The organism is Escherichia sp. E2562 (assembly GCF_005781075.1).
In the GTDB taxonomy this organism is placed as follows: domain Bacteria; phylum Pseudomonadota; class Gammaproteobacteria; order Enterobacterales; family Enterobacteriaceae; genus Escherichia.
This window is the reverse complement of the sequence record NZ_VATM01000021.1, coordinates 91,315-106,653: the sequence shown is the minus strand read 5'-3', so window position 1 is coordinate 106,653 and position 15,339 is coordinate 91,315. Positions and strand designations below refer to the sequence as shown.

13 protein-coding genes are annotated in these 15,339 nt (G+C 50.3%); 7 read left to right on the top strand and 6 right to left on the bottom strand.

What is annotated here, in order from left to right; all coding sequences use genetic code 11:
• From FEK43_RS20735 to FEK43_RS20725, 3 genes are all read right to left on the bottom strand, one after another.
• On the bottom strand, nt 1–1,745 hold a 1,745-nt coding region (locus FEK43_RS20735), incomplete at its 3' end, for an ESPR-type extended signal peptide-containing protein (RefSeq protein WP_276608464.1).
• A 43-nt stretch (nt 1,746–1,788) separates the two neighbouring features.
• A complete protein-coding gene (locus tag FEK43_RS20730; protein ID WP_138158698.1) occupies nt 1,789–2,472 on the bottom strand; it encodes a DUF3251 domain-containing protein in 684 nt (227 codons plus the stop codon).
• 535 nt (nt 2,473–3,007) lie between these two features.
• A complete protein-coding gene (locus FEK43_RS20725; protein ID WP_000665676.1) occupies nt 3,008–3,370 on the bottom strand; it encodes a YibL family ribosome-associated protein in 363 nt (120 codons plus the stop codon).
• A 279-nt stretch (nt 3,371–3,649) separates the two neighbouring features.
• Here FEK43_RS20725 and yibT point away from each other — a divergent pair, with 279 nt between their 5' ends.
• Complete coding sequence (gene yibT / locus FEK43_RS20720) at nt 3,650–3,859, top strand: protein YibT (RefSeq protein WP_130206674.1); 210 nt, start codon at nt 3,650–3,652, stop codon at nt 3,857–3,859.
• A 4-nt stretch (nt 3,860–3,863) separates the two neighbouring features.
• Here the strand turns inward: yibT and mtlR are convergent, their stop codons facing one another.
• From mtlR to mtlA, 3 genes are all read right to left on the bottom strand, one after another.
• Nucleotides 3,864–4,451: a mannitol operon repressor MtlR gene (mtlR, locus tag FEK43_RS20715; protein ID WP_138158697.1), complete on the bottom strand. Its 588-nt coding sequence runs from the start codon at nt 4,449–4,451 to the stop codon at nt 3,864–3,866.
• Nucleotides 4,451–5,596, bottom strand: coding sequence for a mannitol-1-phosphate 5-dehydrogenase (gene mtlD / locus FEK43_RS20710; protein WP_130206670.1), 1,146 nt, complete (start codon nt 5,594–5,596; stop codon nt 4,451–4,453). The genes mtlR and mtlD overlap by 1 nt, the downstream gene beginning before the upstream one ends.
• A 361-nt stretch (nt 5,597–5,957) precedes the next feature.
• Nucleotides 5,958–7,871: a PTS mannitol transporter subunit IICBA gene (gene mtlA, locus FEK43_RS20705; RefSeq protein ID WP_130206668.1), complete on the bottom strand. Its 1,914-nt coding sequence runs from the start codon at nt 7,869–7,871 to the stop codon at nt 5,958–5,960.
• A 535-nt stretch (nt 7,872–8,406) separates the two neighbouring features.
• Between mtlA and FEK43_RS20700 the strand changes: the two genes are divergently transcribed.
• The 6 genes from FEK43_RS20700 to yiaY all read left to right on the top strand — a co-directional run bounded on the left by FEK43_RS20700 (nt 8,407) and on the right by yiaY (nt 15,258).
• Nucleotides 8,407–8,769, top strand: a complete 363-nt coding sequence (locus FEK43_RS20700; RefSeq protein WP_130206666.1) for a DUF3302 domain-containing protein — start codon at nt 8,407–8,409, stop codon at nt 8,767–8,769.
• 2 nt (nt 8,770–8,771) lie between these two features.
• Nucleotides 8,772–9,908, top strand: a complete 1,137-nt coding sequence (locus tag FEK43_RS20695) for an HlyD family secretion protein (RefSeq protein WP_000364939.1) — start codon at nt 8,772–8,774, stop codon at nt 9,906–9,908.
• Nucleotides 9,909–9,978: 70 nt separating this feature from the next.
• Nucleotides 9,979–10,587 carry a glutathione S-transferase gene (locus FEK43_RS20690; protein WP_135408531.1) on the top strand — a complete coding sequence of 203 codons (609 nt, stop codon included), beginning with the start codon at nt 9,979–9,981 and terminating at the stop codon, nt 10,585–10,587.
• Nucleotides 10,588–10,684: 97 nt separating this feature from the next.
• Nucleotides 10,685–12,076 (top strand): L-seryl-tRNA(Sec) selenium transferase, encoded by a 1,392-nt coding sequence (gene selA, locus FEK43_RS20685; RefSeq protein ID WP_131161556.1) that lies wholly within the window; start codon nt 10,685–10,687, stop codon nt 12,074–12,076.
• The gene (gene selB, locus FEK43_RS20680) at nt 12,073–13,917 is read left to right on the top strand and encodes a selenocysteine-specific translation elongation factor (protein WP_135408533.1); all 1,845 of its coding nucleotides are present in this window, start codon (nt 12,073–12,075) and stop codon (nt 13,915–13,917) included. Before selA ends, selB begins: the two co-directional genes overlap by 4 nt.
• 189 nt (nt 13,918–14,106) lie before the next feature.
• Nucleotides 14,107–15,258: an L-threonine dehydrogenase gene (gene yiaY / locus FEK43_RS20675; RefSeq protein ID WP_130206658.1), complete on the top strand. Its 1,152-nt coding sequence runs from the start codon at nt 14,107–14,109 to the stop codon at nt 15,256–15,258.
• Nucleotides 15,259–15,339 lie beyond the last annotated feature (81 nt).

Below are 15,339 nucleotides of genomic sequence, written 5' to 3'. Positions count from 1 at the left end.
CCGGTATCACTCATTGTTGCGCCACCGCCCAAATAGGACGTAATGGTGCTTGCCGTACTCTGAAGTTGTGAACCATTAATGGCATCGGTGCTGGTGGTAGAAACAGTGCCTGCCAGTACGTTGGTGATTTTGCTGGTGGCATCGGTGCCGTGCGCGGCGCTGAATGCATTTTTAGCATCATTCCACAGCAGGGCATCATCCTTAAGGTCACCAACGGAATTCGTCAGGCTGGAGATGTTGGTGGTGTTGGTGGCAATACTTGCCGTATTCGTGGCAATGTTGCTGGTATTAGTAGCGATATTGGTGGTATTGGCCTCGACATCGTCATTGGTAGCTTTCAGCTGAGAACCGTTAACCGCATCCTTACTGGAGGCTGAAATCGAGCCATCCGCAACATCGGTGATTACGCTGGCAGCTGAGCTACCATGAGCAGCGCTGTATTTGCCTTTGATTTGGTCCCATTGCAGAGTGTTTTCATCAAGTACAGTGAGCGCTGCCCCAACGTTACTTTTGCTACCATTTTTTAAATTGTAGGTTGGCGCTGTAACAGTACCGTCATCAACATCTACTGCAGACCCTCCCCCAAGCCTTTTTGCTATCGAGTCGCTAATGGCATAAAGCTGTGAGCCATTAATGGCATCGTAACTGTCAGACTTGATCGCGCCATTTTTCACATTAACGATCTTGCGTTTTAATGAGCTATTGCCGACAGAGACGGTATTGTCTAAATCCGCAATGGAATCTGCACCTAGCGCGACAGAGTTAATACCGTTAGCACTGGTATCACTACCAAGCGCAAGACTCTTATCACCAGTTACAACACTGGCCTTGCCTAAGGCAATGGCGTTTAAGCCGCTCGACTGGCTACCATTACCCAGAGCAATGGTATCCACACCATCAGCTTTGTTGCCCTGGCCTATGGCGATTGCATTATCTGCCAGAGCCTGGCTGCCATTTCCTAATGCGATAGTATTGACTTTATTGGCAAGGCTTCCGAACCCCATTGCCATGCTATTAGTCCCATTTGCCTGCGCTCCAGTACCAACTGCCGTCGCATTTTCAGCGGCTTTGCTCTCAGCGCCCATAGAAATTGCGTTTGCGGCGCTGGCGGTGGATAGTCTGCCGAATGCGAGGCCGTCGTCACCGTTTGCTACGCTATATTCACCCATTGCAATGGATTTGGCACCTCTAGCCTCAGCGTGAAAACCTGATGCGAGACTGGATAGGCCAAGTGCTTTGCTGTAATAGCCTAGAGCGACAGCGTTATCTGCATCGGTAGTGGCATATACCCCCATAGATATAGCAAAGCCGGCATTTGCAGTTGCATTGGATGAGGCTCCCATAGCAATAGAGCGGTTGCCATCGGATTTTGCTTTTACCCCCAAAGCCAGAGAGGAATCACCATTCGATTGACTGTATGAGCCGATTGCTGTGCTCCACGGTCCAAGTGCTTTAGCATAATAACCGAGTGCTGCTGATGCACCATTGGTATTTGTATATGAATTAGCGATAGCTCCATAACCAATTGCAATCCAACCAGTACCACTGTCGTAGTGGTTACTGTCACCAGTATCATTACCGGCATTTGCTAACGCCCCAAACGACGACAACAGCCCACCAGCAACCAGTGCAGAAATTAACAGCTTACTGCGTCCGCTCTTCTTGCCACGACTCTTCGCCGTTTCGCTGGCAACGCTGTAACTGCCCGTCGCCGGATTCCAGATAACTTTAAATATTTTGTTCATTATTGATGCTCTCTATTCCTTGATATAAGCGCAGAAGCTGCATTTATTTTTTGCTTTTTCGCTGCTGATATGCAGCAGAGTGAAGGTCGTCGAACTGAAGGTTTGCCATATTGATGGCGAGTTTCAGGTATTTCAGATTATTGGGAGATACGCCTTTCAGTGTCAGGTTAATGTCTTGCCATTGACCTGGTAATAATTTCAGCGAGGAGTTCATTGAGGTACTGAAAAGTAATTGTTGCCATTTTGCTAATTCTTTAGAGTTGGTAGGTTTTTCATTGCCCCACGTGGCATGAAAGCCAATATTGGATACGGGAACGCTTAATAAGTTGACCAGTGAAATACGAATAACGCTGCCATTTTCTACGGCGTCAATAGACAGTATGCGTCCTGCTAGACCGACTGAGCCGTTATTTAAAATGAAATATTGTGTTTGTGCCGGGTTAAATTCAGTGAAGACAAACTCATTCTGCTTGTCCTTGACTGATTTCACGACGCTGGCAAGCGTTTTGGTACTGGTTATGATGCTGTTTTGTTGTTTTTCAATAAGTTCAATTTTGCTTTTATATTGATCTTGCTGTTTTTTAAGCGCGTCTATTTGACTTTGTTGCAACGCTTGCTGCCTGGTGAACTCGTCGATTGAGTTTACTTTTTCAATATAGTCACACCCCGTTAATGCACAGAGTGACGATATCGTTAACACATTTAATAGTGCTTTTTTTATGCTCATGGGATGAATTCCTTTTCATAATCCTGATGCGTTGAAAACTACGGTGTAATTATTTTTTGTGTGAATGATTTAATATTTTATATTCACAATAAAAATGGATGAGAGAGTTTTTAATTAATGGGCATTGAGAGTGTGTTATTAAATGTCAAATTGTTTTAGTTTGTCGATGATAATGAGTAAATCGCGCGAATTTTAATGATCGGTGTCAATCAATGTCAAATATTTAATGGAGTAAAAGCGAGGAAGGTAAGAAGTTAATATTTGTATGGTGGATGTTTTGATAAAATAAATGTGATGATGGTTGGAAAATATAAATAATTAAGCATTAATACACGAATAATCATATTTAATATTTATATATAGTGCTTTTATTACGCAGAATATTTTCAGAATTTAGCCTGTGACAATGAGGCAAGCGAGCGGGCGACATTGAACATGCAATGTTAAGAATGTTAACGATATTCGGTATCTGAAACCGGCTCCTGCATGTGTCAGCAGGAGCGAGTAAAAATAGAGGAAGCGGTGATTACATTGATCAGAAGGCAGTCTTTGAGAACCCGGTCATCTCTTCCAGGCCCATTTCACGGCCCAGCGCGGTCATTGGGTGTACAACCACCAGTCCGCGAACGCTCTTCTTCAGTTTGCCCATATCAGCTTGCTCTTTTTTGGTAATCGCACGCTGGAATGGCATCTTCATCAGCTTTTGCGCTTCTTTACTGAGTTTCTGGCTATGAACTTCGCGCAGACGCGCAATTTCAGCTTCCAGCGTGGCTTTCTCTTTTTCCAGCTCGGCATATTTGTCTGCGGCTTCAACCAGTGACAGATCGGCTTGCTGATGGCGGATGGCGTCCAGGCGATCGCTGAGACGTTTGATTTCGTTTTTTTCGACTTCTTTCATGTGATGGCTTCTGATAAAGATAAATTTATAGTCCCTAGTATGCGCGACCAGGCACTTTGTTCACAACTGATGACATTGTAATAGTTCTTCCTTGCAACCAGTTACATGCTCAAAAACCATGTAACGTTTTGATTTGTAGTAAAATTAAAAGAAAAAGATAACCAGTGAGGGTGAACATTGAGGAATAAGCACGTTTTCCTTAATGCCATCTTGACCTGGATCCTAAACTAAAATTGGCGGCCGCGCATTCCCGGCGCGGGGTAATACGGAGATATTATCATGGGCAAATTAGGTGAAAACGTTCCGCATCTGATCGACAAAGCCGTAGATTTTATGGCATCAAGCCAGGCGTTCCGGGAGTATCTGAAAAAGCTTCCTCCTCGCGACGCTATTCCGTCCGGTATACCTGAGGATAGCGTGCCGTTATATCTGCAACGTCTGGAGTATTATCGTCGGCTTTATCGGCCGAAGCAGGTTGAGAAGCAGTAATCGCTTACTTTTGAAAGGCTTTTTTTAAGCTGATTTTGGAAATCAGCTCTGTCAGTGAAAGTACCATTGTTGAACGCACAGCTTGTTGGTAACGCTGAATTTGCATCGCATACAAACTGGAATCCGTTGGTTCAAATTGTGGCGGCGGTGGGATCGCCGCCACGCAGTGCAGCTCGCCAAATGGCCCAATAATTTCATCATCGGTAAAGGCATACTCGTTACCGTCGTGATTCAGCTCTTCACGCAGCGCCATCAAGAGTTCCGCATCTTCATATTCGTTGCGGCTAATCACGCCAAGCCCATAAATCAGCTTTAAGCGCACGGAAAGGTCGCCCAGCGGACCATCGCCGTCGAGTAACGGTTCTACAGCATACTTCACCGCGTAATCGTCTTTGCGGAATACCTGAAGCACCAGAAGATTCACCGCCTCGGTCAGGAGATCAACGGCGGTGATCAAAAAGCTTCGCACGGTTTTGCCAGCATTCAGACGCTCAAGCACACGGTTTTCAAAGGCCTGGGTTTGTTCCATTGTTGCCTGCATATCTGACAATCTGTTGTTCAGGCGCAGGGTTTTCTGCGCCTGGTTTACCATTATTTTGCGTTATAAGCCGTGACTGCTTCGGCGACTACCTCGCTGTTAGCATCAAGCCCGGAAATTTGCGCCAGCGCTTCCTGCGGGCCTTTCTCGGTAATCAGTGCCGCCAGTTCCTGCGCCTGCGGATCATCTTCACTACGGAAATGCATCGCGGCGGCGATACCTTCAATCAGGTTTTTGTGCGGCAAACCGTACTCCAGCGTACCCAACAGCGGTTTTACCAAACGATCGCCAGCGCTCAGTTTACGCAGCGGCTGACGCCCTACACGCTCCACATCATCCTTCAGATACGGATTTTCAAAACGACCGAGGATTTTCTGGATGTATGCTGCATGTTTGTCAGCATCAAAGCCATAGCGCTTGATCAGTACCGCGCCGCTTTCTTCCATCGCACCTTTTACCACTGCACGGATTTTCTCGTCGAGAATTGCATCACGAATGGTCTGATGGCCCGCCAGTTTTCCGAGGTACGCGGTTATAGCATGACCTGTGTTCAGGGTGAAGAGTTTACGCTCGACAAATGCCATCAGGTTGTCTGTTAATTCCATACCTGGGATGTTCGGCAGTGTGCCTTTGAACTGGGTTTTATCGACAATCCATTCGCTGAAGGTTTCTACCGTGACTTCCAACGGATCGTTAGTTGCAGAAGCGGAAGGCGGTACGATGCGGTCAACGGCGGAATCGACAAAGCCAACATGCTCTTCTACCCACGCTTTGGCATCTTCCGGCAGGGCGTTCATCACATGGCCTTTCAGTTGCGTGGTGCCGCGAACCATGTTTTCACAGGCGATGATGTTCAGCGGGGATTCATTACCTTGCTCTTTACGTTTCACCAGCCCTTTAGCGATGGCAGGAGCTATACGTTCCAGCACGACCGGGCCAACGGCGGTAGTGACTAAATCAACCTGAGCAATCAGATCAACGACATCATCACCGATGCTGCTGACGGCATTTACGCCGGAAACGGTATCCACCTGCTCGGTTTCGCCGACCACATGAACCTGATAGCTATGACGGGCATTCAGGGCATCAAGCACCACCTGATTTACATCGGCAAACGTCAGTTGGATACCCGCGTCCGCCAGCAGTTTACCGATAAAGCCACGACCGATATTACCTGCGCCAAAATGTAATGCTTTCATAGTATTAACCTTCATCAATGTTTTTACCCGAGAGGGCTGGGGTGAGGCATTTCCCTCACCCAAACCCTCTCCGTGTGGAGAGGGGCAGCGCCGGATGCGGCGTAAACGCCTTATCCGGCCTACAAGAACGTGCAAATTCAACAAACTGCGCTTTGTTTTGTAGGCCTGATAAGCGAAGCGCATCAGGCAATCAGCCCACCTTCTCCATGTGGAGAGGGGCAGCGCCGGATGCGGCGTAAACGCCTTATCCGGCCTACAATCGTGCAAATTCAACAAATTGCGCTTTGTTTTGTAGGCCTGATAAGCGAAGCGCATCAGGCAATCAGCCCCACCTTCTCCATGTGGAGAGGGTGGGATTGGATTACTTACGACCTGCCAGCAGTTCCAGCACTTCATCCACGCTGGTGGTGTGTGCCAGACGCTCGATGACGGACTCATCATCCAGTGCGTTGGTCAGGCTGGTGATAACCTGAATGTGCTCGTTGTTACGGGCTGCAATACCAATCACCAGACGGGCAATGTCATCTTCTTCTTCACCGAAGCGCACGCCTTCCGGGTACTGGCAGAACACGACGCCCGTTTTCAGCACGCGATCTTTCGCTTCAACCGTACCGTGCGGCACGGCGATAGACTCACCCAGGTAAGTCGGGGTCAGTTTTTCACGGTCCAGCATCGCCTGTACGTATTCCGGCTCAACATAACCGCCTTTCACCAGCTGCTCGCCAGCAAAACGAATCGCTTCTTCTTTGGTGGCCGCTTTGCGACCGAGGAAGATGTTTTCCGCGCCGAGCTTGAACAGGTTGGCATTAGAATCGTCAAAGCTGTCTTTCAGGCTGTCTTTTACTTTCACTTCGTTTTCAGTATGACGCTGGGCAGCAACCAGACGTTCAGTCAGGCTGGTGTACAGGCCGCTATCGAGGAAGTTAGTCAGCGAAATATGTTGTGCCTGCGGAACCTGGCGCATAGCGCGTTCGGTCAGATCACGGTGAGTGATGACCAGGTCCACATCCGGCGGTAGGTTGTTGATCGCGCTGTTGGTAACTGAAATCTGCGACAGACCCGCATCCTGAATTTTCTTACGCAGCACACCTGCGCCCATCGCACTGGAACCCATACCGGCGTCACAGGCAACGATGATTTTACGTACGTGGCTCAGGTCGTTAGTCACATCGCCAGCAGACAGCGGAGACGCGCCTTTAGACTCAGCTTTCATTTCCTGAACGCGACGTGCTGCAGCTTCAATATCATCTTCTTCTTTTACTTTGCTGGTTTTCAGCAAAATAGCAGAGACAACGAAGGACACAGCCATCGCCGCACACACACCTGCGATGTTAGCGAAATAAGCACCTTTTGGCGTCATCGCCAGTACCGCGAGGATAGAACCCGGAGATGCCGGAGAAACCAAACCACCGCCCAGAATAGTCAGCGTGAACACGCCAGTCATACCGCCGAGGATAACGGCCAGAATCAGACGCGGATTCATCAACACATACGGGAAGTAAATTTCGTGGATACCACCCAGGAAGTGGATGATTGCCGCACCGCCCGCAGACTGTTTAGCGCTACCACGACCAAAGAACATGTACGCCAGCAGAACACCCATACCCGGACCCGGGTTAGCTTCAATCAGGAAGAAGATGGATTTACCCAGTTCATGGGACTGCTGAATACCCAGCGGCGAGAAGATACCGTGGTTAATGGCGTTGTTGAGGAACAGGATTTTCGCTGGCTCAACAAAGATGGACGCCAGCGGCAGCATGTCATGGACAACCATGAAGTTAACGCCCGCAGCCAGCATTTTGGACAGGGCTTCAACCAGCGGACCAATCCCCATGAATGCCAGAATAGCGAGGATCATCCCCATGATACCGGCAGAGAAGTTGTTCACCAGCATCTCAAAACCGGATTTGATTTTACCGTCTACCCAGCGGTCGAAATGCTTAATGCACCAGCCACCCAGCGGACCTGCAATCATAGAACCGAGGAACATCGGCATATCTGCGCCGACGATAACGCCCATGGTGGTGATGGCACCGACTACGCCGCCACGTTCGCCGCCTACCAGCTTACCACCGGTATAACCGATCAGTAGCGGCAGGAGGTAGGTGATCATCGGCCCGACCAGCTTCGCCAGCGTTTCGTTCGGTAACCACCCTGTTGGAATAAATAACGCGGTGATGATACCCCACGCGATAAACGCGCCGATATTCGGCATCACCATGTTGCTGAGGAAACGACCAAAGCTTTGCACTTTGATCTTAATATCGGATGACATAAAAACACCCCTTCTTATGTTTGCTGTCGCGCAGGCTGGAAGCCCGAGGTTTTTTGTTAATGTGGCGGCAGAGGTAGCCGGACCTTGTAGATACTGCGAAATCTGGCACTGAATCGGTTAACTGTCCAGTTGGTGGCCTTTTGTGTGATGTTAGTCACATAAATATAGGGGGTAGAGAGGTAATTGACGTGATGTTCATCACAAAACGCTTGTGTAAAAAAGCAACAAGACGGCGATTTTCGCTAAAAATGGCATTTAAATGTGAGTAACGCCACATTTTTATTTTGACGGTTTGTTGAATCTTTGTGATCTAAATCACAAGATATTTTCTCACGGCGTTCACCTGATGTGATCTACAGCATGTTATGCCTTAGTCATAAAATCGTTATGTAACTAAGCAACTCATCGCTTCTTAAAATTATTCTTCGGTGTGATGGCGAGAATCGCAAACCCGGATTATTGTCAAATAATCAGCCCGACGCGTATCTGGCTGCCAGCCCATAACAACTCTGATAAGCGTGAATTCGAGGCAGCTATGTTTCTAAACTATTTCGCGTTGGGAGTGCTGATCTTCGTCTTTCTGGTGATTTTTTATGGAATCATCGCGATACATGACATCCCCTATCTGATTGCCAAAAAGCGCAACCATCCTCATGCCGATGCCATTCATACCGCAGGGTGGGTCAGCTTGTTTACGCTCCACATTATCTGGCCGTTCCTGTGGATCTGGGCCACGCTTTACCAACCGGAACGCGGCTGGGGGATGCAGTCGCATATTACGCCGCAAGAGAGGGCGCCTGACCCGGACATCGCTGCGCTTTCTGACCGTATCTCCCGGCTGGAACATCAACTCGCCGCCGAGAAAAAACCTGACTACTCCACGTTTCCGGAGATCTAATCATGGATCTGTTGATTGTCTTAACTTACGTGGCGCTGGCGTGGGCAGTATTTAAAATCTTCCGCATTCCGGTGAATCAGTGGACGCTGGCGACGGCGGCGCTCGGCGGTGTGTTTTTGGTGAGTGGTTTGATTTTACTGATGAATTATAACCATCCCTACACTTTTACGGCGCAAAAGGCGGTGATAGCTATCCCTATCACGCCACAGGTGACGGGGATCGTGACTGAAGTCACCGATAAAAATAATCAGCTTATTCAGAAGGGCGAGGTGCTTTTTAAGCTCGACCCGGTACGTTACCAGGCGCGAGTAGACAGACTTCAGGCTGATCTGATGACGGCGACGCATAACATCAAAACGCTGCGGGCGCAGCTCACTGAAGCGCAGGCTAACACCACTCAGGTTTCAGCGGAGCGCGATCGGCTGTTTAAAAATTATCAACGCTACCTGAAAGGTAGCCAGGCGGCGGTGAATCCGTTCTCGGAACGTGACATCGACGATGCGCGGCAAAATTTCCTCGCGCAGGATGCGTTAGTGAAAGGCTCGGTGGCGGAGCAGGCGCAGATCCAGAGCCAGCTCGACAGCATGGTCAACGGTGAGCAATCGCAGATTGTGAGCTTAAGAGCGCAACTTACTGAAGCAAAATATAACCTTGAGCAGACCGTCATTCGCGCGCCAAGCAATGGCTACGTTACTCAGGTACTGATCCGCCCAGGTACATACGCAGCGGCCTTGCCGCTGCGTCCGGTTATGGTTTTCATCCCTGAGCAAAAACGGCAAATTGTCGCCCAATTTCGGCAAAACTCGCTGTTACGTCTGAAACCCGGCGATGATGCGGAAGTGGTGTTTAACGCGCTGCCTGGGCAGGTGTTCCACGGCAAACTGACCAGTATTTTACCTGTCGTGCCTGGCGGTTCTTATCAGGCGCAGGGGGTATTGCAATCATTAACGGTCGTGCCCGGCACGGACGGTGTGCTGGGAACCATTGAACTGGACCCTAACGATGATATCGATGCCTTACCCGACGGCATCTACGCCCAGGTGGCAGTTTACTCCGACCATTTCAGCCATGTTTCGGTGATGCGGAAGGTACTGCTAAGAATGACCAGTTGGATGCATTATCTTTATTTGGATCATTGAGACTTATATCACCTGTGTTTTGCGTGAGCCTGGGCCATACTGATATTTTTCCTCGCACAAAGGACTCGGCATGAAACTCGTCGGTAGCTACACCAGCCCGTTTGTACGCAAACTTTCTATTCTGTTGTTAGAAAAGGGCATAACTTTCGAATTTATTAATGAACTGCCCTATAGCGCGGACAATGGCGTGGCGCAATTTAACCCGTTAGGGAAAGTGCCGGTGCTGGTGACCGAAGAGGGCGAATGTTGGTTTGATTCGCCGATCATCGCTGAATATATTGAATTAATGAATGTCGCTCCGGCGATGTTGCCGCGCGATCCGCTGGAGTCGTTGCGAGTGCGCAAAATTGAGGCGCTGGCGGATGGCATTATGGATGCCGGGCTGGTGTCGGTGCGTGAACAGGCGCGTCCGGCGGCGCAGCAGTCTGAAGATGAATTGTTACGCCAGCGGGAGAAAATCAACCGCAGCCTGGATGTGCTGGAAGGATATCTGGTCGATGGCACGCTCAAAACTGATACAGTCAATCTGGCGACTATCGCCATTGCCTGTGCCGTCGGGTATCTCAATTTCCGCCGCGTTGCGCCGGGCTGGTGTGTGGACCGCCCAGACTTAGTCAAACTGGTCGAGAATCTCTTTAGCCGCGAAAGCTTCGCTCGCACCGAACCGCCAAAGGCTTGATGCGCGATATGTCCTCCTGACCCATCTCACGTTACAATCCGTGGTTATGTTAAACGCCCTTCTCCGTGCGAGAGGGCCTTGATGAGCCTGGTTTCCTATGACAACCGAAACGCGTTCCCTCTATAGTCAGCTTCCAGCTATCGATCGCTTATTGCGTGATAGCTCTTTCCTTTCTTTGCGTGATACTTATGGCCATACCCGTGTCGTGGAGTTGCTACGTCAAATGCTCGACGAAGCGCGGGAAATGATTCGCGACAGCCAGTCGCTGCCTGCATGGTGTGAAAACTGGGCGCAAGAGGTTGATGCTCGTCTGGCGAAAGAGGCGCAGAGCGCGCTGCGTCCGGTGATCAACCTGACGGGAACCGTGCTGCATACGAACCTTGGGCGGGCATTGCAGGCGGAAGCGGCGGTTGAGGCTGTTACGCAAGTTATGCGTTTGCCGGTGACGCTGGAATATGATCTGGATGACGCCGGACGCGGGCATCGCGATCGTGCGCTGGCGCAGTTGTTATGTCGCATCACCGGCGCAGAAGATGCCTGTATCGTCAATAACAATGCGGCGGCGGTGCTGCTGATGTTGGCAGCTACTGCCAGTGGTAAAGAAGTGGTGGTTTCTCGCGGCGAACTGGTGGAGATTGGCGGCGCGTTTCGTATTCCCGATGTCATGCGCCAGGCGGGCTGCACCCTACACGAAGTGGGGACCACCAACCGCACACACGCGAATGATTATCGTCAGGCAGTGAATGAAAATACCGCGCTGCTGATGAAGGTGCATACCAGTAATTACAGCATTCAAGGCTTCACCAAAGCGATAGACGAAGCTGAACTGGTGGCGCTCGGCAAAGAACTGGATGTTCCCGTGGTGACTGATTTAGGCAGTGGTTCGCTGGTGGATCTCAGTCAGTATGGTTTGCCAAAAGAGCCTATGCCGCAGGAGTTGATTGCGGCGGGCGTCAGCCTGGTGAGCTTCTCCGGCGACAAGTTGTTAGGCGGGCCGCAGGCAGGGATTATCGTTGGTAAAAAAGAGATGATCGCGCGTTTGCAGAGTCACCCGCTGAAACGTGCATTACGTGCAGATAAAATGACACTCGCGGCGCTGGAAGCCACGTTGCGTCTTTATTTACACCCTGAAGTACTGAGTGAAAAATTACCGACCCTGCGTCTGCTTACCCGCAGCGCAGAGGTCATTCAAATCCAGGCGCAACGGTTGCAGGCACCCCTTGCCGCTCACTATGGCGCGGAGTTTGCGGTACAGGTTATGCCATGCCTTTCGCAGATTGGCAGTGGTTCGCTGCCGGTGGATCGTCTGCCGAGCGCGGCATTGACGTTTACGCCTCATGACGGACGCGGTAGCCACCTTGAGTCATTAGCTGCTCGCTGGCGTGAATTGCCGATTCCGGTGATTGGGCGCATTTACGACGGGCGTCTGTGGCTGGACCTACGCTGCCTTGAAGATGAGCAACGGTTTTTGGAGATGTTGTTGAAATGATTATTGCGACTGCCGGACACGTTGACCACGGCAAAACGACGTTATTACAGGCGATTACGGGCGTAAATGCCGACCGTCTGCCGGAAGAAAAGAAGCGTGGGATGACCATCGATCTCGGCTATGCCTACTGGCCGCAGCCAGATGGACGCGTGCCTGGTTTTATCGACGTTCCCGGTCATGAAAAGTTTCTTTCCAACATGCTGGCGGGCGTTGGTGGTATCGATCACGCACTGCTGGTGGTGGCGTGCGATGACGGCGTGATGGCACAGACCCGTGAGCATCTGGCGATTTTGCAGCTTACCGGTAACCCGATGCTGACAGTGGCATTGACTAAAGCCGATCGCGTGGACGAAGCGCGTGTTGATGAGGTTGAACGCCAGGTAAAGGAGGTGCTGCGGGAATACGGTTTTGCTGAGGCAAAACTGTTTATCACCGCAGCGACCGAAGGACGGGGAATTGATGCCCTGCGCGAACATCTGCTTCAGTTGCCGGAACGCGAACACGCCAGCCAACATAGTTTCCGCCTCGCGATCGACCGCGCATTTACCGTAAAAGGTGCCGGGTTGGTGGTCACCGGTACGGCGTTAAGCGGGGAAGTGAAGGTAGGCGATTCACTATGGCTGACAGGTGTAAATAAACCGATGCGCGTGCGTGCGCTGCATGCGCAAAACCAGCCAACTGAAACCGCCCATGCCGGGCAGCGTATCGCGCTTAACATCGCTGGTGATGCGGAAAAAGAACAGATTAACCGTGGCGACTGGCTGCTTGCCGATGTGCCGCCAGAGCCGTTCACACGAGTGATTGTCGAGTTACAAACCCATACGCCGCTGACCCAGTGGCAGCCGCTGCATATTCACCACGCCGCCAGCCACGTTACGGGGCGCGTTTCGCTGCTGGAAGATAACCTTGCCGAGCTGGTGTTCGACACGCCGCTGTGGCTGGCGGATAACGATCGCCTGGTGCTGCGCGATATCTCTGCCCGTAACACGTTGGCGGGGGCGCGGGTGGTGATGCTTAACCCGCCGCGTCGCGGTAAACGTAAGCCGGAATATCTGCAATGGCTGGCGTCACTGGCACGCACACAAAGCGATGCCGACGCACTGACCGTTCATCTGGAGCGCGGTGCGGTTAACCTTGCCGATTTCGCCTGGGCGCGTCAGCTCAATGGTGAAGGGATGCGCGAATTACTGCAACAGCCGGGCTATATTCAGGCTGGTTACAGTTTGTTGAACGCTCCAGTTGCCGCCCGCTGGCAACGTAAAATTCTCGACACATTAGCAAATTATCATGAGCAACATCGCGATGAACCAGGTCCAGGACGCGAGCGTCTGCGGCGCATGGCGTTGCCGATGGAAGATGAAGCACTGGTGCTGTTGCTGATTGAAAAGATGCGCGAAAGCGGCGACATTCACAGCCATCATGGTTGGCTGCATCTGCCGGATCACAAAGCGGGATTTAGCGAAGAGCAGCAAGCAATCTGGCAAAAAGTGGAACCGCTGTTTGGCAACGAGCCGTGGTGGGTGCGTGACCTGGCAAAAGAGACGGGAACTGACGAACAGGCAATGCGCCTGACACTACGGCAGGCGGCGCAGCAGGGGATAATTACGGCGATCGTTAAAGATCGTTATTACCGTAACGATCGGATTGTCGAGTTTGCCAACATGATCCGCGATCTCGATCAGGAGTGTGGCTCGACCTGTGCGGCAGATTTCCGCGATCGCTTAGGTGTTGGTCGAAAACTGGCAATTCAAATTCTGGAATATTTTGACCGCATTGGTTTTACGCGTCGTCGGGGAAATGATCATTTATTGCGTGACGCATTATTATTTCCGCATAAATAAGATAATGATTAATTCATATTAAATGCGAATTACTTTAAAAGTCTTATAAATTTTGAAAAAGCGCATTAGAACATGAGTCTAATGTGCTTTTTTTAATATACGATTCTAAAAAGAATAATATCGATCAACTTTTTAAATATAAATCCTCTGTAAGCTGCCCGCCCTTTTACCCTCGTTCTGGAGTGTGTTATGGCAGCTTCCACATTTTTTATTCCTTCTGTTAATGTCATTGGCGAAGATTCTTTAAAAGATGCGCTGAATATGATGGAGGAATATGGTTTTCGCCGTATATTAATTGTTACTGACAGAATGCTAGCGAAATTAGGTATGGCGGGAGAGGTACAAAAAGCCTTATATGACCGCAATATTTTTAGCATTATTTATGAGGGTACCCAACCTAATCCGACCACGAAGAATGTCGCAGAAGGTTTGAAAATGTTGAAGGAAAATAACTGCGACAGCGTGATCTCCTTAGGCGGCGGTTCTCCGCACGACTGTGCAAAAGGTATTGCACTGGTAGCCGCTAACGGTGGTGATATCCGTGATTATGAAGGCGTAGACCGCTCTGCAAAACCACAGTTGCCGATGATTGCCATTAATACCACGGCGGGTACAGCGTCTGAAATGACCCGTTTTTGCATCATCACCGACGAAGTGAGACATATCAAAATGGCGATTGTGGATAAACACGTTACCCCGCTGCTTTCGGTTAATGATTCCTCGCTGATGATCGGTATGCCTAAGTCACTGACTGCAGCTACCGGGATGGATGCTCTCACTCATGCCATCGAAGCGTATGTGTCTATTGCGGCAACGCCAATTACTGATGCCTGCGCGCTGAAAGCAATGACCATGATTGCGGAAAATCTACCGTTAGCCGTCGAAGATGGCAGCAACGCTAAAGCGCGTGAAGCAATGGCTTATGCCCAGTTCCTCGCAGGTATGGCATTCAATAACGCTTCTCTGGGTTATGTTCATGCGATGGCGCATCAGTTAGGTGGCTTTTACGATCTACCGCACGGCGTTTGTAATGCCATTCTGCTGCCGCACGTGCAGTTATATAACAGTAAAGTTGTTGCATCACGTTTGCGTGACTGCGCCGCGGCGATGGGTGTGAACGTCACAGGTAAAAATGATGCTGAAGGGGCAGAAGCCTGTATTAACGCGATTCGCGACCTGGCGAAGAAAGTGGATATCCCGGCAGGTCTGCGTGACCTGAACGTTAAAGAAGAAGATTTCCCGGAGCTGGCAAGCAATGCCCTGAAAGACGCTTGTGGCTTTACTAACCCGATTCAGGCAACTGAGGAAGAAATTGTGGCGATTTATCGCGCTGCAATGTAATCCCCATTCTCCTGCGGCTGGCGTATTGTCAGCCGCTATCTCAAAATTTGCGATTTTTGAGATAGTTTCTTTAGTCTGCTA